The organism is Haladaptatus halobius, assembly GCF_020618475.1.
Taxonomy (GTDB): domain Archaea; phylum Halobacteriota; class Halobacteria; order Halobacteriales; family Haladaptataceae; genus Haladaptatus; species Haladaptatus halobius.
On sequence record NZ_CP085336.1, the window covers coordinates 113,621 to 136,142 of the forward strand.

25 protein-coding genes are annotated in these 22,522 nt (G+C 52.7%); 15 read left to right on the forward strand and 10 right to left on the reverse strand.

Annotated elements, in window-relative coordinates; all coding sequences use genetic code 11:
- Positions 1-128: 128 nt before the first annotated feature.
- Together LIW51_RS17190 and LIW51_RS17195 are read right to left on the reverse strand one after the other, a co-directional pair.
- Positions 129-944, reverse strand: a complete 816-nt coding sequence (locus LIW51_RS17190) for an enoyl-CoA hydratase/isomerase family protein (protein WP_227377694.1) — start codon at positions 942-944, stop codon at positions 129-131.
- An 8-nt stretch (positions 945-952) separates the two neighbouring features.
- Positions 953-1,828 (reverse strand): 3-hydroxyacyl-CoA dehydrogenase family protein, encoded by an 876-nt coding sequence (locus LIW51_RS17195; protein WP_227377695.1) that lies wholly within the window; start codon positions 1,826-1,828, stop codon positions 953-955.
- Positions 1,829-2,115: 287 nt separating this feature from the next.
- On the opposite strand from LIW51_RS17195, the gene LIW51_RS17200 reads away from it, so the two are divergent.
- A complete protein-coding gene (locus LIW51_RS17200) occupies positions 2,116-2,538 on the forward strand; it encodes a DoxX family protein (RefSeq protein WP_227377696.1) in 423 nt (140 codons plus the stop codon).
- 128 nt (positions 2,539-2,666) lie between these two features.
- Positions 2,667-2,942: a MarR family transcriptional regulator gene (locus tag LIW51_RS17205; RefSeq protein WP_227377697.1), complete on the forward strand. Its 276-nt coding sequence runs from the start codon at positions 2,667-2,669 to the stop codon at positions 2,940-2,942.
- 1,327 nt (positions 2,943-4,269) lie between these two features.
- On the opposite strand, the gene LIW51_RS17210 is transcribed toward LIW51_RS17205, so the two are convergent.
- Together LIW51_RS17210 and LIW51_RS39195 are read right to left on the reverse strand one after the other, a co-directional pair.
- Positions 4,270-4,497: an HAD hydrolase-like protein gene (locus LIW51_RS17210; RefSeq protein WP_227377698.1), complete on the reverse strand. Its 228-nt coding sequence runs from the start codon at positions 4,495-4,497 to the stop codon at positions 4,270-4,272.
- A complete protein-coding gene (locus LIW51_RS39195) occupies positions 4,395-4,655 on the reverse strand; it encodes an HAD family hydrolase (RefSeq protein ID WP_368411818.1) in 261 nt (86 codons plus the stop codon). Before LIW51_RS39195 ends, LIW51_RS17210 begins: the two co-directional genes overlap by 103 nt.
- Before the next feature lie 240 nt (positions 4,656-4,895).
- Here LIW51_RS39195 and LIW51_RS17215 point away from each other — a divergent pair, with 240 nt between their 5' ends.
- Both LIW51_RS17215 and LIW51_RS17220 read left to right on the forward strand, forming a co-directional pair.
- Complete coding sequence (locus tag LIW51_RS17215; RefSeq protein WP_227377699.1) at positions 4,896-5,564, forward strand: helix-turn-helix domain-containing protein; 669 nt, start codon at positions 4,896-4,898, stop codon at positions 5,562-5,564.
- Positions 5,565-5,620: 56 nt separating this feature from the next.
- Positions 5,621-5,941, forward strand: coding sequence for a HalOD1 output domain-containing protein (locus LIW51_RS17220; protein WP_227377700.1), 321 nt, complete (start codon positions 5,621-5,623; stop codon positions 5,939-5,941).
- A gap of 108 nt (positions 5,942-6,049) precedes the next feature.
- Here LIW51_RS17220 and LIW51_RS39200 read toward each other — a convergent pair whose 3' ends face one another.
- The 4 genes from LIW51_RS39200 to LIW51_RS38595 all read right to left on the reverse strand — a co-directional run bounded on the left by LIW51_RS39200 (position 6,050) and on the right by LIW51_RS38595 (position 7,526).
- On the reverse strand, positions 6,050-6,361 hold the full coding sequence (locus LIW51_RS39200) for a dihydropteroate synthase (protein WP_368411838.1): 312 nt from the start codon (positions 6,359-6,361) through the stop codon (positions 6,050-6,052).
- Positions 6,336-6,863 carry a dihydropteroate synthase gene (folP, locus tag LIW51_RS38585; RefSeq protein WP_255767537.1) on the reverse strand — a complete coding sequence of 176 codons (528 nt, stop codon included), beginning with the start codon at positions 6,861-6,863 and terminating at the stop codon, positions 6,336-6,338. The genes LIW51_RS39200 and folP overlap by 26 nt, the downstream gene beginning before the upstream one ends.
- 139 nt (positions 6,864-7,002) lie before the next feature.
- Positions 7,003-7,137 (reverse strand): hypothetical protein, encoded by a 135-nt coding sequence (locus LIW51_RS38590; protein ID WP_368411839.1) that lies wholly within the window; start codon positions 7,135-7,137, stop codon positions 7,003-7,005.
- On the reverse strand, positions 7,080-7,526 hold the full coding sequence (locus LIW51_RS38595; protein ID WP_368411819.1) for a hypothetical protein: 447 nt from the start codon (positions 7,524-7,526) through the stop codon (positions 7,080-7,082). The genes LIW51_RS38590 and LIW51_RS38595 overlap by 58 nt, the downstream gene beginning before the upstream one ends.
- 905 nt (positions 7,527-8,431) lie before the next feature.
- Here LIW51_RS38595 and LIW51_RS17235 point away from each other — a divergent pair.
- Both LIW51_RS17235 and LIW51_RS17240 read left to right on the forward strand, forming a co-directional pair.
- Positions 8,432-8,665: an Lrp/AsnC family transcriptional regulator gene (locus LIW51_RS17235; RefSeq protein ID WP_227377701.1), complete on the forward strand. Its 234-nt coding sequence runs from the start codon at positions 8,432-8,434 to the stop codon at positions 8,663-8,665.
- 201 nt (positions 8,666-8,866) lie between these two features.
- The gene (locus tag LIW51_RS17240) at positions 8,867-10,018 is read left to right on the forward strand and encodes an XdhC family protein (RefSeq protein ID WP_227377702.1); all 1,152 of its coding nucleotides are present in this window, start codon (positions 8,867-8,869) and stop codon (positions 10,016-10,018) included.
- 3 nt (positions 10,019-10,021) lie between these two features.
- Here LIW51_RS17240 and LIW51_RS17245 read toward each other — a convergent pair whose 3' ends face one another.
- Entirely contained in the window at positions 10,022-10,636 is a 615-nt protein-coding gene (locus LIW51_RS17245) for a nucleotidyltransferase family protein (RefSeq protein ID WP_227377703.1), read from the reverse strand.
- 429 nt (positions 10,637-11,065) lie between these two features.
- Here LIW51_RS17245 and LIW51_RS17250 point away from each other — a divergent pair, with 429 nt between their 5' ends.
- A complete protein-coding gene (locus tag LIW51_RS17250; RefSeq protein WP_227377704.1) occupies positions 11,066-12,283 on the forward strand; it encodes a molybdopterin molybdotransferase MoeA in 1,218 nt (405 codons plus the stop codon).
- A 187-nt stretch (positions 12,284-12,470) separates the two neighbouring features.
- On the opposite strand, the gene LIW51_RS17255 is transcribed toward LIW51_RS17250, so the two are convergent.
- Positions 12,471-13,400 carry a DUF1152 domain-containing protein gene (locus tag LIW51_RS17255; RefSeq protein WP_227377705.1) on the reverse strand — a complete coding sequence of 310 codons (930 nt, stop codon included), beginning with the start codon at positions 13,398-13,400 and terminating at the stop codon, positions 12,471-12,473.
- Positions 13,401-13,701: 301 nt separating this feature from the next.
- Between LIW51_RS17255 and LIW51_RS17260 the strand changes: the two genes are divergently transcribed.
- The 8 genes from LIW51_RS17260 (at position 13,702) to LIW51_RS17295 (ending at position 22,521) form a co-directional block, all read left to right on the forward strand.
- Positions 13,702-14,775 carry an ABC transporter substrate-binding protein gene (locus LIW51_RS17260; RefSeq protein ID WP_227377706.1) on the forward strand — a complete coding sequence of 358 codons (1,074 nt, stop codon included), beginning with the start codon at positions 13,702-13,704 and terminating at the stop codon, positions 14,773-14,775.
- A gap of 57 nt (positions 14,776-14,832) precedes the next feature.
- The gene (locus LIW51_RS17265; RefSeq protein ID WP_227377707.1) at positions 14,833-15,969 is read left to right on the forward strand and encodes an ABC transporter ATP-binding protein; all 1,137 of its coding nucleotides are present in this window, start codon (positions 14,833-14,835) and stop codon (positions 15,967-15,969) included.
- On the forward strand, positions 15,956-16,855 hold the full coding sequence (locus LIW51_RS17270) for an ABC transporter permease (RefSeq protein ID WP_227377708.1): 900 nt from the start codon (positions 15,956-15,958) through the stop codon (positions 16,853-16,855). The genes LIW51_RS17265 and LIW51_RS17270 overlap by 14 nt, the downstream gene beginning before the upstream one ends.
- A complete protein-coding gene (locus LIW51_RS17275; RefSeq protein ID WP_227377709.1) occupies positions 16,852-17,703 on the forward strand; it encodes an ABC transporter permease in 852 nt (283 codons plus the stop codon). Before LIW51_RS17270 ends, LIW51_RS17275 begins: the two co-directional genes overlap by 4 nt.
- Positions 17,704-17,808: 105 nt before the next feature.
- Complete coding sequence (locus LIW51_RS17280; RefSeq protein ID WP_227377710.1) at positions 17,809-18,822, forward strand: DUF4392 domain-containing protein; 1,014 nt, start codon at positions 17,809-17,811, stop codon at positions 18,820-18,822.
- A 56-nt stretch (positions 18,823-18,878) separates the two neighbouring features.
- A complete protein-coding gene (locus tag LIW51_RS17285) occupies positions 18,879-20,231 on the forward strand; it encodes a phenylacetate--CoA ligase family protein (protein ID WP_227377711.1) in 1,353 nt (450 codons plus the stop codon).
- A 64-nt stretch (positions 20,232-20,295) separates the two neighbouring features.
- Positions 20,296-21,015: a maleate cis-trans isomerase family protein gene (locus LIW51_RS17290; RefSeq protein WP_227377712.1), complete on the forward strand. Its 720-nt coding sequence runs from the start codon at positions 20,296-20,298 to the stop codon at positions 21,013-21,015.
- An 18-nt stretch (positions 21,016-21,033) separates the two neighbouring features.
- The gene (locus tag LIW51_RS17295) at positions 21,034-22,521 is read left to right on the forward strand and encodes a CoA-binding protein (protein WP_227377713.1); all 1,488 of its coding nucleotides are present in this window, start codon (positions 21,034-21,036) and stop codon (positions 22,519-22,521) included.
- The last annotated feature ends 1 nt before the right edge of the window (position 22,522 follow it).

Below are 22,522 nucleotides of genomic sequence, written 5' to 3' on the forward strand. Positions count from 1 at the left end.
ATCTCTGAAATGTCGTCTTGCAACACATTATTGCCATCATGGCCTGCTAACGGCAATGGATGTGTTCTATAACGGAATTTTCGAAAAACCATAGAGTGGTTGTGCGTCTCAACGGATCAAATTAATCTCTATCGACCTTTCCACTCGGGTTTACGATCCTCGAAGAACGCGTCGATACCCTCATCCTTGTCTTCCGTGGCGAACAACTGTGAGAACAACTCCGCTTCATACTCGATCCCGGCTTTCATCTCCATTTCACTGCTGGCTTGGATTGCAGTCTTGGCGAACCCCAACGTGACTGGACTTTTCTTGGCTATGGACTCAGCCAGACCGTATACTGCTTTGTCAAGATCGTCGTCGGAATGAACCTCATCAACAAGTCCAATGTTGGCAGCTTCAGTAGCATCAATGAGCTCCCCGGAGAGAATTAGCCGCATAGCCTGACCCTCACCCACTAATCGCGAAAGACGTTGCGTTCCGCCACCCCCAGGGATGAGTCCGAGGTTGATTTCCGGCTGACCGAGCTTCGCACTCTCCGCGGCAATCCGAATATCGCAAGCCTGCGCCAATTCGCAGCCACCACCGAGCGCGTGTCCGTTAATTCGAGCGATCACAGGCTTCGAGAGGTTCGCCACACGCTCGTAGATGCGCGGACGCTTGCTTACTTCGCGCTGTTCGATGGCATTCCGCTCGCGGAGTTCCTTCACGTCGGCTCCGGCCACAAACGTCCCAGCCTCGTCGTCCCCGGTCACAACGACCACTCGGCACGCGTTATCCTGCTCAATGGTAGCGAGCACTGTCGCCAATTCGTCTCGGATCTGTGTGTTGAGTGCGTTCCGCGCGGCGGGCCGCGACAGCGTTACAGTAACGACGCCGTCAACTCGCTCACCCACCGTGACTTTGACAGACTCGCAATCCGTTACGGTGTTTTCGAGATCAGTCATCAGTTATCTCACCGCTTTCCGCTAACTCCGGAGATTTCGTCGTCCTGCCAAACATAAAATCCCTCGCCGGTCTTTTTCCCGAGGTTACCAGCCCGAACTTTCTGCCGCAATAATTGAGGAGGCCGGAATCGCTCACCAAGTTCCTCACGCAAGTACTTCAGGATATCTAGGCGGACATCAAGACCGACTACGTCAGTAAGCTCAAGTGGCCCCATCGGATGATTGTATCCAAGGCTCATTGCGTTATCAATGTCGCGCGGATCAGCGATTCCTTCCTCGACCATTCGGATTGCCTCAACGCCAAGCGCAACACCCAGGCGGGATGAGGCGAACCCGGCCGAGTCACGCACGACAATTGGATTCTTATCGATATTGTCGACGAAGTCAGTGGCAGACTCGACGGTCGATTGGTTCGTTTGCTCGGCGACGACAACCTCAACCAATGGCATGATGTGTACTGGGTTGAAGAAATGGAGACCGATCGCTCGCTCCGGGTTATCGAGAACGCTTGCAATCTCCGTCACAGAAATTGAAGAGGTATTCGTCGCGATGATCGCGTCTGCCGGAGCATGTTTCGCGACATCGTCAAACGTTTCTTGTTTAATATCTAGATCCTCCGGCACCGCTTCAACGACCAGATCAGCGTCTGCTACAGCGTCTGCAAGCGATATCGTTGTCTCTATTCTGTTTAACACGGCTACTTTCTCCCCTTCGGTGAGTTTGTCCCGTTCAATGGCGCCGTTGAGGTTCGACTCAATCGACTCGACACCATCGAGAAGGAGCGACTCGTCGATATCCCTGATTACGGTATCATTGCCCGCCGTTGCGAACACCTGAGCGATTCCGTGACCCATCGTTCCAGCACCAAGTATGGTAACACGCATCGTCTTTCAGTGTATAACCATCCCCCATTAAGATTGCTTTCTCGAAGGACTAGAAATCGAACGAAAGAAAAACCGAGCGCCGCCTCGTGGATTGAGTTACATCCCTGGATAGGCGTAATTACACGTAAGAATCGAATTCTGGTGCGATCATTCCAATGCACGGTAACTAATCTGAGCCAACGGAATTCTGTAATGGATGGCGAGGGTAAATAGCCAGCAAGTCCGTTCTGCTGGCAATACTGGCTGATGGCCCGACATTGAATACCAGTGAGAATCAATAACAAAGTATGTCCGCTCTAATTGGTCGCAGAATCGAAGCGTACGAAGAGACAATTTATTCAGTGTTTCGCGTACTTGTTGGGCTTTTATTCGCACAACATGGCGCCCAGAAGCTGTTCGGCTTCTTCGGGGGTGTCGATGGCAGCGGTAACACTGCGTCCCTTTTTAGTATGTATGGAGCTGCTGGCGTCATCGAGTTTTTTGGTGGTCTTCTCATTGCCATTGGAGTGCTAACTCGGCTTGTTGCATTCCTTACGACTGGAGAGATGGTTGCTGCCCAGTTTATTGCTCACATTCCAGAAGAACTAATTCCGATTCAGAACGGCGGGGAGCCCGGCCTACTTTATGTCGCAGCATTTCTCGTTCTCATTGTATACGGGAACGGAAGGTACAGCCTCGAACACCAAGTTCTCAATCGAGAGCTTATCTAATTAATAATATACAATTTTTACATAAAGTGATCAGACATGGTTAGTGCAAGCATTCTATCTTTTTGATTACTAATGGGAATAATTAACACCGGAAGTATTAAAGAAGCGCATGCAAAACCCGTCGCATAATGCAGCAATCCGAGTCCGTACAGACGGGCGAACACAATTTAGAAGAGAGTGAGGCCATCGAGGTACTCTCCAAACTGCCGCCGAGTGCCAAATTGGTCGCTAAAGTACTCGAATACAACGAGACACTCACCCAAGCGCAACTTGAGGTAGAAACTATGCTTCCGCCTCGAACCATCCGGTATGCGCTCACCCGACTGGAGGAGAACGACCTCGTTGAGTTTCACTTCTCCTTTGTCGATGCGCGCAAGCGTTGTTACTCACTCACCTTCGAATAGTTGGTGAACAGCCCCACTCAACGGGGTTGGCGGCTTCGCTGAGGATATGGCTTCCTGTTTCGATGACGCACTTTGAGAATATTATATAAATTAAATGTCTTATTTTCTCTTATGTGTTAGATGCCACGATCGGACGAAGGAGTCCACCATAGACGTATTACGGTACAATTACGCAAACTGATGCCAGCGCGGCGCTGCAGCAAGCTTCGATATTATCGAATTAAAATCGGATTGTGTAACTTTGTAGAACCGTTCTCTTCTAGCGGGTGTAAAGATGCAAATGATGACAATTGAACTTGCTACTTGGAAAATCCACAGCGTCCACGATGCACTCCTTTGCTCCCACTTACTGTGAAGAATTGAATTAGCATCCTTGACAATACGTTCCCCTAATTCCCAATGTATTCGGGATACGCTCGGTAAATCGAACGGTACAACATTCGGAAGCCCTGAACTACGTCCGCCTTCATCCTGATAGCTATGGGCAGTCATACCACAGATATTCTAATCCACAACTAAAATTTAGCTATTCTGAGTTTCCATATTATTTCTCGAATTTTAATTTCGATGATTCGAAAGTACACAGACTGGATATAAGCCGTTCCGATTGAGTCAAACTAGATGAATTCTGAAGTAATACGTACGTTCACGCAATGGGTGTCCAGTTATTTCTTGAGAAAAGCTACTGCCCAGAGGAATTCACCGTATAACACTGAACTCCATTTGATTTCATTATCAAAATGATGGGGTGTGATCGAGGCAATGCGTACCGCTACCATGGTTGGTTTAACTTCTTCCCCCATAGTCAATATCACAGTGAGACTGCAAGTTAGACCCGTCGAACCAGCCGAAATGCCAGCAGATGCCACTGTCCGTCACTATGACGAACTTGACGAAAGCATCCAGTTTGACCTTGCATCGTTAGAAGGAAATAAGTCCGAGTGCGTCAATTATGTCGACGATTTCCCAGAGTTTGTAAAATTCACTCGGTACTACCGTTTCGTTGAGTGCACTTCCGCATAAGCTATCTGTCTCTAAACGATCGATGGGCAAAAGGTAAAAATTTGGAAAGAGTATTGAGTTTGGCGCAGTTGGAGGACTGTCCCCCTTCCTCGATAAGGCAGATATAAGACTATCGCGATATTAATCGCTAACGGACTATCTTGCAAATCATCAGGGGAGTAATCCGAGAATTGTTTTTTGGAGTTCCTGGGGAGGGTTAGCAATGAAATCAGTGTCCTCTGTAACTTGGACGTCACTGTTTTGACAGAATCGAATAACCGTACTCTCTGCCTGTGCTCCCTCCCGAACACCATTTACAGAATCCTCAAATTGGATCGAGCTTAAAGCGCTTGATGACTATATCAATCCAATCAACGGGTGCTGAAGAGACAATTCCGACATCGATCTCTCGTTCTCGAAGCGACTCAAAAAGCTCTGGAATACCAGAAGTCATTGATACCTGCTCACTGTACACTGTCTCTGCGGCGGTTTCGAATCGACTTTCATAGCGCTCTGGGCCACCAGGAAGATCATATGTTTGTGAAAGATCCACGAGACTCTCACGAAAATTACGGCTGTTACTTCCTCCAACTGTGGGTTCCCGTTCTCAACATGAGCGAAAACCTTCTCGCGCCAGAACCGCTGCCAGAATGGCTCTGAGTCGACGAGCACCCCATCCATATCAAAAAGGACTGCTTCTAATTGAGTCATACTTCATATCACTGGGCCTCATCGTAAGCCAATTCTGGTTTCGGAATCAAGGGAAACGTAAACCATCTCCCACGTTTATCCAATCTATTGAAGACTTCGTTAATCTAGTATTTTACATCCGGTTTCATGGTGTGCACTCCATCTTTCTCGGTCAAGCCGCCACTGATAACAAATGTCGGTTGAGGACGCGGTTTTTAGTAGTCAAAGCATTCATTTCCCCAGAAAACTAAGCATTCGCTAATGACTCTGATTGGACGGATTGAGGTCGGACCCCCACCCGGACAAGAGGCACTGAACACTGTTCCTGACATGGTGCTCCATTTAGAGGATATTCGTTCGAAAGAGGATGAACCATGGAAATTCATCTTTTGGGCTTCAGGCGACGATTTTGAGATCTATGAGGCTGCTCTGGAAGCTGATCCGGCAATTGCGTCCTATAAATGTCTCACTCAACTACCCGACCGACACTTGTATCGTATAGTTCTATCAGATAGGGCACAACAAAAAACGCCACATCCGATCATCGTAGAGCAGGACATAACGATTATCAATCTTGTGATGACTTCTCACCGAGAGGAACTTCTGGCTCGGTTTCCGTCACGAGAAGCGTTGACCAACTTTCGAGATGCCTGTCGTGAACGAGGCCGAGCATTTAAATTGTTAAATCTTTATGAGGAGAACGTGGCTGAGAATGACGGTGGGGGGAGCGGTCGATATGGCGTGACAAACGCTCAGCGCGAGGCTCTTCTTACTGCATTAGAAAAAGGATATTTCAGTGTACCACGTGAAACAAAAATGGAAATAATCGCGGACAATCTAGGTATCTCGACCGCTGCCTTATCCAATAGGCTCCGGCGCGGACAAGAAACACTACTTCGTCATACCCTCGCTCAAGACTCTCCTATTTAAATCGCTAACCGCGTAAACCCGAAGTGATACGGATAGCACAGGATTAGTACTGGGTGATGACGCTTGTCAGTGACTGCAAAGATAAACGGCTAACTGAAGATGCGTACACCTACCACGCAGCAGAGAACGAATCCTTATCCGCAGCAGTTATTCAAGCTGTAGCAGCGTTCGCTAACATAAGCCCAATTGTGACAGACAGAAATGAAGGAGACACTGTTCTTAAGCCGCTCTACGAGGCGATCGATCCCGACGCTTTAGACGCTCTCTTTCACACTATGAAGGATGAAGCACCAACACCAGGGGTGGTCGAATTCATGTATTGTGGCTATGAAGTAACTGTCACGAGTACTGGTGTCGTAATGGTTACCGGCGAATAGTATGGGAGAATTTGATCGTTTTGACTGCTGTCATCGTCAGCTAGACCCCTGAACGATAGTTTAATTTAGAGTCCAAATTTTTTCTATTGACGACTCACATTATTCTTTTTAACGGAATCCCCAGATCGATTCGGCGGTACGGAGTGCAGCCACGGTTTCGACAACATCGTGAACCCGTACTATGTTCGCTCCGTTCGCTGCGGCGATAAGGTGAGCGGCAATACTCGATGCGACTCGATCACTCGGTGGAAGGTCAACCACCTCTGTAGTGAATGATTTACGTGATGCTCCAACAAGCACTGGAAATCCAAGTTCAGTAATTTCATCGGTTCGAGCAATCAACTCTCCATCCTCACTTCCCCAGTTGCGAATCCAATGCCAGATCAAGGATGAGCTAGTCAGAGGCGACACCCGCAGCATGAGCACGTTCAACGTTTTTCTGAAGACGGTCACAGACCTCGGCAACTACATCTTCCGTGTCCGATCGATACTCACGTTCGACTGGAAGATTGACTGCATCCATGGGCACTGCTTTGTACTCACGAGTAGCGATGAGTGACCGCATTTCGGGATCGTTAAGACCGTTTTGGTCATTGATGATATCGGCACCGGCATCAAGTGCTGCCTCGGCAACGTCCGGTCTATATGTATCAATGGAAACTAGTGTATTAATTTCAGAGCTTTCTGTAATCCTCTCAGTGACAGAGATGACACGCTCGAGTTCCTCCTCGCTCGAAACTGGATCAGCACCTGGACGGGTACTTTCTCCTCCCACGTCGATCACCTCTGCTCTTGCCTCATCGATTTCACGAGCACGTGCAATGGCGTTTTCAATTGTCGTATACAGCCCTCCATCAGAAAAGGAATCTGGTGTAACATTCAGAATACCCATTACTTGTGTGTAGTCCGCTTTCCCCAGCATCTACATAGTGATCATGTCTCTCCTGTATATCGGCAATTTCCGAAGATAAGTATGATAACTTGGGAAGACAGGAATCTCGGCTACGGTCAAATCTGTGTGGTTTGTAAAACCAAGTTTGTAGATAGCACCTCCTCGGCTACTATGTACACAAGTCCTCAAATTTAGCGGCGGCAGCACCTGAATCGATTGCATCTCGAGCATGAGTGACTCCTTCCTCTAGGGTTTCTGCAAGGCCAGCAATGTATACTGTCGCGCCAGCGTTTGCGAGAATAATATCACGCTTCGCACCAGTGATTGTTCCTGTGAGTACCCCGCGGAGATCAGCTGCATTCTCTTTGGGGTGCCACCTGCGATCGCTCCGATTTCATGGGTTTCTAACCCAACATCTTGCGGGCTAACCGTGTATTCCTCAATGGAGTCATCGGTGACTTCAGAGACGGTCGTCTCGCCGTGGATTGCAACCTCATCGAGTCCAGATCCATGTACGACAAGTGCACGCTTGATCTCTAGTCGGGTCAGCGGTTCAGCGATAATTGACACCAGCTCTGGATCGTAAACGCCGAATACTTGAGCGTCAGCACCGGCGGGGTTGGTCAGTGGCCCAAGGATATTGAAAATCGTCCGTATCCCGAGTTCCTTGCGTGGGCCGATAACGGTCTCCATTGCCGGGTTGAAGACCCATCGTTAATTGCTATTAATGAGATCAACTACGCGGAAAATTATAAATCCTCTATCAAATACTCATTATATAATTTCTAAGTGAAGGAAATAAGGATTGTCCTATGTCCGAGAGAGTGTTTAGAAGACATTGTGTCATCAATAGGATTGGGTGCTGATCAGCGAACAGGCTTCCGTATATCCCCGTTCTGCTGATGTGATACTTCGTAGCTATTGTCTTAAAAGGGGAAGTATCGATACGATACCCTTTCCTTCGAAATCACAACGCTTTCCACTTTTGATTCCACGAAGTATTGAAGACGGCACAGAAAGGTTGATAGGCCTATCGAAATGAGTTCCTTAAATGTTGAGTTCATCCGCTGCTTCTGAATCTGCTGACCGAAAAATACCGGAGGTAGTGTGACATCGTTATACGTGAACAAAAACCGGGACTAGTATTCTGTCCCGCTCTCTCCACGCGATATTACTAACTGGAAACTATTCATTACAAAACTATATCTGTAACGCGAGTCAGCTGTCTTTCACAGCAAGTACTGATTGCTCCCTTAGAGAACCAGAAACCGTGAGATATGGCAGCTAATCGAATTGAATTCACGATTGATCGCCTACGAGAGGTCGAGTACTCTAATTCCCTCCAATCGGAAGAGCGTGGCACGCCTGCCAAAAGCCGGCGACCGTGCACCCAACACCCCGTAACGCTACCAAGAAAGTGCAGAACGGTTCCTCTCGGGTGATCTACGGGATGTCGGAGTTCGTGCTATTGTTGGCCGGTACTAAGGAGTGTGACGGTCACCGACTAGTGTTTGGCATACGGCGTCGTAAATGCCGGCAAAAATTGACCAGACTGGGACGAGATATGCTATTCCACACCGAACATATCTTGATCAACAATGACGAATGCATATGTCCATATTGTTGCTGATGCTGGCGCTGTCTCACAGGCTGCGACTCAAATTGCCGAATTGGACGCAGTCAGTGTCGTTCATATCGTTACTGGTGAGTACGACATCATCGCCCAATTAGATCTCGATACCTTAGACGACTTGCCGGAGGTCGTCGCCGACCAAATACATTCGATTACTGGCGTTGGCGATACCGTCACGAATATTGCGTTTGAACCATAAAGCAAATAAGACGCAAATGCGAGTGACGCTTGTACTGCCGACCCAGGCACAAATCAGCGTTTTTTACGCTAGAATGCAGTCAGAGTTTGATTACTATGGCACCAGCTGTGCAATTCAATAGCCAAATAGATTGCTTTCACTCCTCTAACATTGTCACCTCTTTAGCGGAACCTTAAGAGCGTAAGCCCGCTACTAGTATGTATGACAACCAGGAATCCTGATCCTTGGAGTGTGACGGCACTCGACGTTCAAGAGCGTTTGCAAGAAATTCGCGACATCGGGGCCACCGCAGCAATCGCCACTGTCGTCGACGTTCGCGGATCTGCATACCGCCGATCGGGTGCGAAAATGGTGCTCACTCCAGAGGGCGACCAATTCGGGGGTATCACCGCCGGGTGTCTTGAAGGGCCAGTGGGCGAGCTCGCGGATCGAGTGTTCGAGACTGAACAATCGGTTCTGGAACGCTTCGATCTTGTGGACGACGACGAATGGGGGATCGGCCTCGGGTGCAACGGCGTTATCGATGTCCTCGTCGAACCGGTCGACGACGGCTGGGATGCCGCGCTCGCGGCACTCGCATCAGGAGCACCCGCTGTTACCGCGACGATCGTCGCCTCGATGACCGATTGGGCTCCGGTGGGTGCTCGCTCGACGTTTCACGATGGCGGTATCGAGGAACCGAACGCTCGACCAGGGCTTCCCCATACCCTGCTGGAAGCAGTTCAGGACCCGCTCGAAGCCCTCTGTGGGTCCGACGGAACGGAGTTACGAACAGTTGACCTTGGCGGCGACGAAGTCAGGGTGTTCCTCGACGGTGTCCGACCGCCCTCGCGGTTGCTCATCTTCGGCGGGCAACCCGACACGCTGCCGGTGGCGCGGCTGGCCCGGCAGGTCGGCTTCCGCGTTGAGGTAGCTACGGGCCGAGGGGCACGGGCGGATCCGGAGCGTTTCCCTCCTGCGAGCAAGGTGTTTGCCACCCATCCTGACAAACTGGCCGAGCACGTTGACGCGCGGACATTCGTCGTCGTGATGACTCACAACCTACTGGACGACGAACTAGCACTCGCGTCGCTCGCTGACACTGAAATCCCCTACTTTGGGTTGATGGGTCCGAGAGAACGCTTCGAGAAAATTCGGGCGGACCTCCGTGACGACGGTATTGAACTCCCTGACGGATTTCTCGACCGCGTAGCTACGCCGGTCGGCCTTGACCTCGGTGGCGGTGAACCAGTGGAGATAGCGCTCAGTATCGTCGCTGAGATCGTCGCCGTCGAGAACGGCCGTGAGGGCGGCCGCCTCCGAGAACGGGAGGGACCGATTCACGGCGAGCGGACACCGCTATCGGGGGATTGAGCGTTACAGCTCCTCCTCGAATTGGAACTGTTCTCGAAGCTCCTCAAGATCCTCAGGCGTGTCCACATCCAAGTGGATACCAGGGTCGTTGACGGGGACGCGCTCGATCGGATTTGCTTTGAATAACAGTCGACCGCCGTCGTCGCCCTTAAGACGCTGGAGCGTCTCAAAATGACTTGCGTCGAATAGCACGGGGTTGCCCCGCTCGCCGTCATAGGTCGGGACGACGATGGTCGCGTCTGTCTTCTCGTAGGCGTCAACCAGCGCGTCGACCGTTTGGCTGTCGACGCACGGCATATCGCCGAGGTGGAACACGGCCGCATCCGCTCCGACATCTTCGGCGGCGAGTGCGCCTTGAGCGACGGAGGTTCCCTGTCCCTCTTCGTAGTGTGGGTTATGAACTACGGATTTCTCGACGGTGGCGAGGATGTCGGCGACGAGCGCATCGTTGTAGCCGAGGACGACGATTACCTTATTTACCGATGAGGCTGTGAGTGTCCAAGCGGCCCGTCTGACGACCGGTACGCCGTCAAGCTTGCGCAGGAGCTTGTTCGGCGAACCGAACCTGCTACTCGTACCGGCCGCGAGTAGGACGCCGACTACCGTCGAGTTCGTCATCGTGTTATCTGCTCTGTACACGCTCTGGTTCTACGGGAGGTGGTGACCACCTGTCCCGCGACCGAGTGGTCGATATCGAGCTCGGCTGATGTAGGTTTCTGCCAGTTAAAAAGTACTCGAACAAGTGGACGCTCTCTTGATCTACTGAACATGATGATTATGGAAGGTAATTGCACGGTAAGCGAAAACGACGTAGGAGTTCTGCTTGCCTGCCTCCATGAAGAAAACCATATCTGACTGGCACTTTTCAGCCTTGAAAAGACCACCAGAATAGAGTTAACACGCGCGTCCATGTGCGGCTGTGGTCTCTCCACGCATAAATTACTTGTCCGACCGTCAACCGACTGCCGGGAGCGACAAGCATGAATAGTACCGTTTCCGGCCGCCGGAGCATCAATCATTATCGATGTTGAACCCCAAACCGATGGTATGACTGACTATGACCACGACGTCATGCTATGGCGGGAGGCGGCCGTCGAGCGGGTGCGTTCTCTCCGATCGTCGTTCTTCGCAGACTGTGGCGTCGAAACCATTTCGCTCGATGCCATTTCGGGACGCGTCCTCGCTAACGATGTCCAGGCCCCCAGCGATATTCCGCCTCACGACCGCGCAACGATGGACGGCTTCGCCTTCGACGCAGCCGACGATTATCCTCTGACCATCCTTGAGGGTGAAGTCTTTCCCGAGGATGAACCACCAGCGCTCGGTTCCGGCAAGGCGATCCGCATCGCGACTGGGGCACCCCTGCCCAGGCGTGCAAACGTTGTACTCAAGCGGGAAGAATCGAACGTAGAGGAGGGTCACCTGCACGGACCGTCGATATCACCAGGAACCTACGTCTACGAGCGCGGGAGCAATGTCGCTGCGGGAGAAACCCTGTTCGAGGCAGGTGAGCGTCTCTCGCCGAAGGATGCCATCCTGCTGGGTGATCTCGGATACGAGTCGGTTTCGGTTCACCAGCGCCTCTCGGTAGGGGTCGCAGCGACAGGTACCGAAATCCATGAGGGTCGGCTGACCGACCTCGATTCGTCTATGCTGATGGGGCTAATCCGTTCGTGGGGTCACGAAGTGACCTACGAGGGAACTGCGCCAGACGAGTACGAACGTATTGATGGCCTTGTCGACGAGATGGCCCGCAAGCACGACGTGGTGGTAACGACGGGGGGAACTAGCGTTGGTCATAAAGACCACGTCATTCGGGCACTCAACGCCCTCGGAGAGGTGCTTTTCCACCGTGTTCGCCTCCGGCCTGGAAAACCTATCGCGTTCGCCCGCCTGCCCGACCATAACGCGATAGCAATTGCCATCCCGGGTAAACCCGTCGGCGCACACACCGTCGCGACGCTCATCACGCGCCCGTTTTTCACCGGTGAGGCGACGCTGCCAACCATCCAAGCGACACTGACCCGTGATGTTGGTCTGGGTTCTGCAGATTTCGAGTACGCTATCCCGGTCGCGCTGAACGGTAAAGAGGCAATGCCACTTGGCCATGCAGACTCAGCGCTGGCCGTTTACCGAGAAGCGTTCAACCCAAGCGTGCTGTCCTCTTCGACGCGGGCGACTCGTGCTGACGGCATCGTGCTGACGACGACTGCTCTCAACGCGGGTGAGACCATCGACGTCGTTCCGTATCTGGCAATCGAGTGAGCAGAGGAGGGGAACTGGTTATTGCTCCACTCGGTCAAGTATTGTTGTGGAGATGGTTACCATTCATACGACCAAACACCGAAGATTTTTGAGACCACGGCGAAACCCGCTCATGCATATGAGGAAAGTGCCAGTCAAATGGATATCAACAACTCTCACCCGAATTGATGGACGATCTTTTGTTCAGCTATGAATGTGATTCAAGTCGGTCGCGCTCAATCTCAAATTCTGTTCTGTATCCCGCTTCCTTCAGCGCTGCTGTAGCTTCGTCGATGCTCCGGCTGTCGTTGACCAAGGAGACGATTTTGGATGTCGATATGACTGCAGCTGGATCGAAATAGAACGTAACCGTACTGGGCGGAGTGAGCCGTAGAGAAACATCTCCGCCGCGAATCTGTTTCTGCCCGTATGCTCCCTGTGCCGCTTCGACCGGTAATCTGCTCGCCTCTGTTTCGACCGTTTCGAGAACTGCCTCAAGTTCGTCCCTGACACGGCGTGTCAATCCCCACGCCCCGAGTAGGCCATCGCGCTCGGCAGCACGCACGATTCCCGCTTCCAGTTCGTCCAGCGTAAGTTCGCCGTCGCTTCCGTATCCGAACACCCCGAGTAGGGTTTTGGCCGATAACGTTTCGAGGGTTGCGAGCCCGAACCCATCCGTAACGGGACTTCGGAGTCCTAATTCGTCCCCTCGAGCCAGGACGTCTCCTCCGGCGTCCACGCCAACCACGAGATCGAGGTCAAGGTCGGTGCATGCTTCCTCGACGCCTACACGCATCCCTTCTGCCCCTTTGCTCATATCGATAAGGGCGACTTCTGTCGAGTAGTGACGTGCGACGTACGTTTCCGTGAATTCCAACCCATCGTGAGTGCGTGTTTCGCCAGTTGCGAGTCCGACAGTCGTGCTGATTTTGTCGAGGTTGAGTATCTCGTCAAAACTTCTCGGTCCTGGTTTCGAATCCTTCGGAACTGGTTCCCACGTTGTTCCTCCAAGGAGTACGTCGACCCCATGAAGTTCAAGGAGGCGAGCAGTAGGTATACTCCCGACGATATCGCCGCTCCCGCCGATACCGAAGACGAGGGCGCGTTCACAACGGAAGCTCTCTTCGAGTGTGAGCATGTTCACTATCCATATACGACGCATCAACATAAGATGTGTCGTGCACTCTACCACCGAGAAACCGTCACCACTCACTCTCGTCACGCCGTGCTGGGCATGCCCGGCGCGTGGGTACGACGTGTATCGTAAGCGGTACTCGGGAACCAAGGAATGGATGACCAAATCTATATTTGCATATCTCTACTATTTCATTGAATTATTGGAAATATTTACATCATATAACTGATGTTGAGTTGTATAAACGCCAATATTTTTATAGTGTAGCTTGCCTTCTCCCATATTGAGGAACAGGTGTTGGCAAATGACACATGAGACGGCCTCAAGGCGGCGATTTCTCAAAGCAGCCGGGGCTATTGGAATGATGGCAGCCGCGGGGCGAGTGGGGGCGCAGAACCAGAATCAGAATCCGTACGGAGGAGTTACCGGACCATTCAGGCTTCGGATGTGGCACGAAGACTATGCCGGTGCGCGGCTCCAGGAGTTCGCGCAAAAGTGGAACATCAGCGCCACGAACAAAGGGTTCGAGGATCCGGCAGAGCCGTTTGCTCAGCTTCAGGCTGGTCAGTACACCGGTGACCTCATTTCGTTCTTGCACGACTGGGGACAACGGGCGTGGCGGAGCGACCTACTCCAACCCATAGACACGACCAGACTCCAGTATCTGGATAGGTTGGACGATCGGTGGCAGACGATGAACGAGGTCGGCCAGAACCGGCAGTGGGGCATCCCGTACGACGTCGGGCTTTACCCTATCACCTACAACACGGAGGTGTTTTCGAACCCACCCAACAGTTGGTCGGTGCTGTGGGACGAGGAGTACAGAGGCCGCATCACAATGCAGGATTCGTCGATTCAGGCTTGCCAGAACGCGGCCCTCTACACGGGCCAGAATCCAATCAACCCGGACGACTTCCAAGAGATCGAAGAGGCACTGATGCAACAGAAGCCACTCGTGCAGTCCTACTGGGGAACGTTCGAGAGCGGGATGCGGTTGTTCGTCGACGGCGAGGTAGACGTCGGCCAGATTACGTTCGGTCGTACCGTCCAAGCGATCGTCGATCACGGCGCGAACGTCAACTACTCCGTGCCGAGGGAGGGAGCGATGACGTACTTCGACGAGTTCACCATCCCGAAGAACGCGAACAACGTCGGGACGGCGTACGCCTGGATTGACGACTACCTCCAACAGGGTGGTCCCCGATTCACAGAATTGGAGCGATACCGGGCTACCACCGCGAACCTGACCGAAACCGTTCCCCAGAACCAACGGGAACTGTACGATTGGTCGCCGGATTGGAACTTGGTCACGCAGAGCCTGCTGGACGAGCGGGTTCTACAGCAGTACGACCAAATCTGGACGCGAGTCAAGGGATGATTCCCGCCCACGTTATTTAGTAAACGACCAGATAGACAAGTAAACATAAAAGAAGATATGACTAACTCGAACATACAAGTTGACGAAACGGAGGTGAGCGAGAACCAGCAAACGGACATTGTCGAGGTAACGAACCTGTCGAAACACTACGACGACATCATCGCCGTGGACGACGTCAGCTTCAGCGTCCGGGACGGCGAATTCTTTTCGATCATCGGCCCGAGCGGTTCGGGAAAGACGACGCTACTGCGGATGCTTGCCGGATTCGAAGTGCCGACTCGCGGTACCGTCAAAATCGACGGTATGGATTGCACCGCTCAGCCGCCGTATAAGCGCAACACGAACATGATCTTTCAGAACCTCGCCCTCTTCCCACACCTCGATGTAGGGAAGAACATCGCCTACGGCCTCGTCGAGATCGGAGTCGACAGGGGAGAACGGCGACAGTTGGTAGACGAGGTTCTTCGAACGGTCGACCTAGAAGGGTATCAGGACCGTAAAATCACCGAACTTTCCGGCGGCGAACAACAGCGAGTCGCACTCGCTCGCGGTCTCGTAAATGAACCTAGCGTCCTTCTCCTTGACGAGCCACTCGGCTCACTTGACCGAAAGCTCAAAGAGACGATGAAACTCGAGCTGAAACGGATTCAGGAGCGGACGAACACGACGTTCATCTACGTGACCCACGACCAGAGCGTCGCGATGGCCATGTCCGACCGTATAACGATCTTGAATGACGGTAAGATTCAACAGATCGACTCGCCGGAACGAATCTACTCCAATCCGACCAACTCGTTCGTCGCGGACTTCACCGGCGCGACGAATATCTACAAAGCGTCATTGGACGGGAGCGACAATGGATGGGCTACGGTGTCCATCGATGGCCAAACCCTCCGAGGCCGAGTCTCCGAATCGATGCCGACCGACGAACGTTCAACCGCTAACCTCGTCATTCGTCCCGAACACGTCTCGGTGTCGACAAACCAGGGTCGACTCGCGGGTACCGTAACCGACCGAGTGTACAAAGGGGCGCTGGTTGACCTCCTCGTAACCATCGATACCGGTTCTCGGACGCTCCAGCTCGAGGCAGAGGAGCACCTAGAGGTCGTCGATGGAATCGACGTCGGTGACTCCGTCTTCGTGGACTGGAAAGACGAAAACGCCCTCGTCGTTGGTTACCATGAGTCTCAGTGACGTCGTTCGCCACCGGATACAGTGGACGTCCGAAGCGGTAGACCTATCGTGGCTGTGGCGGTCACTCATCGTCGGTCTCCCGGTGGCGTTCATCACCGTCTTTTTCCTCGTTCCGGTGGCACTCATGGTCGTTTCATCGGTGTATCCGGGTGTGACGGGCGCCCAAACGAACGAATTCACGTTCGAAGCGTACGAAGTGGCTTTGGATCCGATCTACCTCAACTCCTTCTTCCGAAGTATCTGGTATGGCCTGGCAACGACGGTGATGTGTCTTCTACTCGGCTATCCGGTCGTTTACGCCGCCGTCAAGGTATTCCCACGATACGAAATACCCATCCTCCTCCTGTCAGTACTCCCGTTCTGGGTGATGTACCTCATCCGGATGTTCGGCTGGATCGCGATTCTGAAAAACGACGGTGTGTTAGACGATATCGTGGCACTCCTCGGATTAGGCGTCGATATCAGTCTGCTCTACAGCGCCGAGGCGGTCGTCATCGGGCTAATCTTCTCGTGGTTCCCGCTCATGGTATTTCCGCTATACGCTTCACTGAAGAACCTCGACGATTCGCTGCTCGAAGCATCAAAGGATCTCGGTGCGAACTCAATTCGAACGTTCCGGAGAGTGACCTTTCCGCAAACCAAGGCGGGAATCTTGGCAGGGTCGATCCTCGTGTTTGTACCTTCGTTCGGTTCGTTCGTGACCCCCATCCTCTTGGGCGGGACGACCAGTAGCCAGATGGTTGCGAACATCATCGGTCAGCAATTCAAGGAAGCGTTCAACTGGCCGCTCGGCGCGGCGCTTGGAACGATCATGCTGGTCATCGTCCTTGCTAGCTTATTGATAGTCCAGCGGTACGCGACCATCATGGAGGTGCAAGAATCATGAATACGAAAACGTCATCGAAATCGGAGTTGGATCGTCGACCGAAGTACACCGACTTCCTCGACCAGTTCGTCAATCGAACGAGTCTCGGACTCGTTCTCGGGCTCGTTTTCTTCTTTCTCTGGCTCCCACTGGTTGTTATTGTGATTTACTCATTTTCGGGCTCAGGCACAATAATCTTCCCACCTAAGACTTGGACGCTAAAATACTACTGGGGACTGCTCAACGCGCCCAGTATTCATGGGGCGGTTAAAAATAGCTTAATAATCGCGGTCACCGCGGCGTCAATCGTCACGATGCTCGGCATCCTCGCAGGATACGCACTCAACAAGTACAATGTTCCAGGCAAGCGATATTTCGAGTCGATCGCGTTGCTACCAATAATCGTTCCGCTAATCATCACCGGAATTGGCTACGTCATCTTCTACTCGTTCTTCGAGATCCAATTCGGAATGGGGACGACGATCATCGCACACAGTACCTACACGTTTCCCTTCGGCGTTATCATCATCACGTCATCTATCGCCCGGGTCGACAGGAGTCTTGAGGAGGCAGCGATGGATCTCGGTTCCTCGGAATTTCGCGTCTTCCGCAAGGTGACGCTCCCACTCATTGTTCCCGGCATCTTCGCAACGTGGATTCTCGCCTTTACGCTCTCGCTCAACGAGTTCGTCATTACGTACTTCGTCAGTGGGACGTTCATGTCGACGCTTCCGATATGGATGTGGGATCAACTACGATTCGGTGTGACGCCGCTGACTTACAGTATTTCGGCGGTCACGCTCTTCGTCGCGCTAGGATTGGTATATGCCGTCCACCGAGTGATCGGCGTCCAACAGATCCGTGGTTGATTTCCATATTCTCTGTCAACTGAACTATGATTCCATGGATTGAGCTTGCGAATCTGACATTGGTCTTTTTAGAAACCCACCACCAATGGTGATATGAGGTAACAAATGACGCAACCCGAGAAGGATGTGGCCACTATCGTCGACGATCTCATTACGACCGATATAGGGGGACGGGATACGATTTATCCCATCGCGGCTGCAGCAAGGGAGAAGCAGGGTACAAATCCTGCAATGCAGGCTGCAGAGCGACTAACGACTGACGTCGGAAGAGGAGATGTCGTACTCGTCTTAACCGGTTTTCTCATTCCGCCGACGATGATCCAGGAGACCGACGGCCCGCTCGGTGCGGTGTCGGTTGCTCGCGCTGTGGATATAGGCCTGGACGCTAACGCCATCATAGCGTGTGAACCGAATGCTGTCGAAATTTGCAAGGCAACTGCAACTGCCGGAGGATTGAACGTCCTCGATAGAATGTCGAATTACGAGAGTAAGCAGACCGTGAGTGTCGAGGCATTCCCGGCTGACCAAGATGAGGCGCGCGAGTACGCTGAGGAAGTAATCTCGGAACTCGATCCCGCTGTCGTCATCGCAATCGAAAAGGTTGGGCCAAATCGCGTTGGGGTGTATCACAATATGGCTGGATACAATATCACCGAGCACACGGCAAAGGTGGACGAACTCTACGAACTACTCGATGACAGTGTAACGACGATAGCTGTCGGTGATGCGGGCAACGAAGTCGGCATGGGCGTCGTAGAGGAAACAGTACGACGCGAAATCAAGTACGGGTCTTCATGCCAATGTGACTGCGATGAAGGCATCGCGGCAGCAGTTTCGGCTGACGTTCTCGTTCCAGCTACTGTTTCCAACTGGGGTGGCCACGCCATCGCAACTTGCCTTTCTGAGTTAGTTGGAACACCTCTCCTTCACGACGCGGAACTTGAACGTCGGATGCTTATCGAAGCCAGTATGGCTGGTAGTATCGATGGAATCGTCGGTGGAACAAACGCATGGTGTGACGGCCTCCCGACACACGTTCACGTGGCTATAATCGAACTGCTACACGAAATCTCCCGATCGTCAGTACACGATCGTGGTGGCGGTGAACTGGCACGATGAATCGTACACCGACCGAGTACCCTCTCTCTACCGTCGTCGATTTACGAGGTAAATGAATGGACAAACGCAACGTCACCACTCACCCAGGTAACTGGAGTCGGTGGATAGATACCGCTGACCGGAAACGGATTCGAGCAGTACAAGATCAAAAAGTAAGCCGACAGGCCCGATGGGTATACACGAACTCGTCGTACTGGCGAGAGAAGTTCGACGAGGCGAACTGCCTACCGTCCGCGATTTCAGGCGTGGATGATTTGACCGCAGTGCCCTTCGCGACGAAGGCTGAGTATCGGACGGCGCAGTCGGAACGCCCACCGTACGGCGGATTGCTGTGTCGTTCGCGCGAGGATCTGTACGAAAGCGGTGCGTTCGTGTGGGAAACCAGCGGAACGACCGGCGAGCCGGTACAGTTTCTGTGCTCTCAGAACGAGTACTTCAGAGTCGATGTCGAAGCCACGTGTCGGATATTGTGGACGACAGGTCTCCGACCAGGAGATACCGTCGCAATGTTCTGGCCGCTGACGCTCTGGGCGGTCGGACACGGAATCGTGGATGCTGCCAGAGAACTCGGGATGACTGTCTTTCCGCTAGGGCCGTCGTACAGTTCAGAATATCGAGTCGAAAAGCTCGCAGCGTATCAGCCCTCGACGATAATGACGACACCCTCCTACGCACTTCGATTAGCCGAAGTCGCAAGTGAGAACGGTTTCGACCCGCACGCGCTTGATGTTGAACGCGTCATAGTGAGTGGCGAACCGCTCCCAGATGGGACGCGTACCGCCATTGCAGAGGCGTGGGGGGTCTCCGAACGGGTCTTCAATTACTATGGACTGTCAGAAGCATTCAACTGTCGCAGCATCGAATGTGAGGAACACGACGGAATGCACGTCCTCGAAGATCTATATCTCTGCCAAGTCGTCGACCCGGATGGCAGAGACCCTGTTTCAGAAGGAGAGACAGGTGAACTCGTCGTCACTGCCCTTGAACAGCGAGACATTGCCTCGGGGTTCCACTACCGTACCGGTGACCTCGCTCGATTCACGGATGACCCGTGCGCTTGCGGGCGGACGACCCGCCGAATCAAGATCGAATCTCGGAAAGACGATATGAAGACAATAAGGGGAGTTAACGTCTTCCCGCAGGCTATCGAGTCGATCATCAGAAAAACGGATTCTGTAGCCGATGAGTTCCGTCTCGTGCTCGAACAGGTGGGGTCACTCGACCGACTGACGGTAGTTCTCGAACCCGAAGCAGATCTTTCCGAGGAGCATTACGAGTCGATACAAGACCAACTCGAACGCGATTTCGAAAAAGCGTTTGGTGGCCTGACAGTCATGGTTGAATTCGTAGCTCCCGAGACGCTCGAACGGTTCGATTTTAAAGCAGATAGGTGGGTTGACAAACGCTAAATAGCGGATCTGCATGACCATTGTTAACATCGGGTTTATATTGGAATCTCCCGAATTAGGCAGTATGTACGGTTACCGTGGTCGGTTAGGTCTCATCGTTCCCTCATCAAACACGACGAATGAATCGGAGTTCTGGAGATGGATACCAAACGGTGTATCAGTTCATACCGCACGAATGCAACTTGAGGACGTAAACGAAGCGCAACTCGTCGAGATGGCTGCAGACGTCGAAACATGTATTTCGATGCTGAAAACAGCAGATGTCGATGCTATCGCGTTCGGCTGTACGACGGGAAGCTTAGTGAAAGGGAAGGGGTATGATGAGCAGATACAGGCGACGATAGAGACTGAAGCTGGTGTGCCAGCAGTCGCCACTTCGACGGCAATCAGAAGAGCGTTCGATATTCTTGATGCCCGGTCACTTGCAATCGCAACGCCATACACGGAGTCAATGAACGAAAGAGAGAAAGAATTCCTTGAAGAGAATGGGTACCGAATTACTGAAATCGTCGGACTTGATATCGAACCGAATACCGAAATCGGCCAGCAAACCCCGTCAACCGCGTATCGGTTGGCCGCCGATGTCAATAGCACGGCTGCCGATGCAGTATTTATCAGTTGCACGAATTTCAGAACGTTCGAGATCATTCCGCAGTTAGAGGCGGATCTCGGCAAGCCAGTCGTCACCAGCAACTCCGCAACTCTTTGGGCATCGTTAAACCTGCTTGACGTCAGCGCCGAGGAAGTCAATTTAGGCACGCTGTTTGAACGATCGCTTCTGTAATTACTTGATAAAATCATCATGTCATCTGTTACACCACCGGATGGATCACAGGCCGCTTGGGAAGACGCACAAGACGAAGTTGGTTCGTTGCTTGAGCCTGACGTAGTCGCTATCGTCGGCGCAAGCAACACCGAAGGTAAGCCCGGGAACGTTCTTCTGCGGAACGTTCTCCAAAATAACTTCGACGGTCATGTCTATCCGATCAACCCGTCAGCTGATACTGTGCTCGGACTCGACGCCTACCCGAGTATCACCGACGTTCCGGAGGAGGTCGATACAGCGGTGTTTTGTGTTCCTGGGTCAGTCATCGAGACTATATTGCCCGACTGTGCTGCCAAAGGCGTCACAAGTATCGTCATCGTGTCGGCCGGATTTGCCGAAGCCGTCGACGAATCGCGGCAGGAACTCCAGCGCAAACTTACTGAACGTTGTATGGAGTATGGGATCCGTGCGGTCGGCCCGAATACGACAGGGATGGTCTCGATGAAAAAGGATCTCGTCGCAAGCTTCATGCCGTTTCCCCGGTGGCACGATGGCCGAATCGCTATCGCCGCCCAAACGGGTATCTTCGCTGGGGTGTATATGGAGGAACTGATGGCACGGGAGGTTCAAAAACTCGGGTACAACTACAGCGTTGGACTGGGAAACAAGATGGATCTCGACGAAACTGATTTTGTCCGCTACGCTGGCCAGGACGACTCGATCGACATCCTCCAGTTGTACCTTGAATGCATCCGGCAGCCCGAGGAGTTCTTCCCCACAGCCGCCCATGTAGCAAAGCAGAAGCCCATCATTCTCTTGAAGTCCGGACGTACGTCAGCGGGACGTGACGCGGCCCGATGGCATACAGCCTCGTCACCGACCGTCGACGCGGAAGTCGAACAGGCGTGCCGTATGAGTGGCATCATCCGGGCCAACACTATTCCTCAGTTCACGAACTATGCAAAAGGGTTCGACTACCAACCGGCACCCCGCGGACGGAAAGTGGCGGTACTCTCATTGAGTGGGGCGAACGCCGTGCTCGCCTCCGATTACATCTCCCAGTCGGTGCTTGAGCTCGCCGAACTTTCCGAGGCGACGCTCAGGCGAATCAAGGAACTCGTTCCCGAGTGGCAGCCGGTTCGCAACCCCGTCGATCAGTGGCTTGCGCTGCCCAGTGGGCCGCGCAAAGCCCAAGCGGTTCCGCTCGAAGCGGTGATCGCTGACGATAACGTCGACGCCATCGTTACTATTCACCTCGCGAGCGAGGAGCCCGACTTCGATGAGGTCGGTGAGATGTATCGAAGAGCGATGGTTTCCCATCCAGACAAACCCGTCCTCTCGTACATCATGGGCGCTGAAACGAAACACAGGTGGATCGAGTCCTTAGAGGGGACGGACGTTCCGGTATTCGAGTCTGCGTTCGACGCTATCGATACACTTGAACAGATGTATCGTTGGCATCGCTACTCCACCGGATACGAATTGTACGACCCGACCATTTCTGTCCCCGGTGAAACGATCTAGT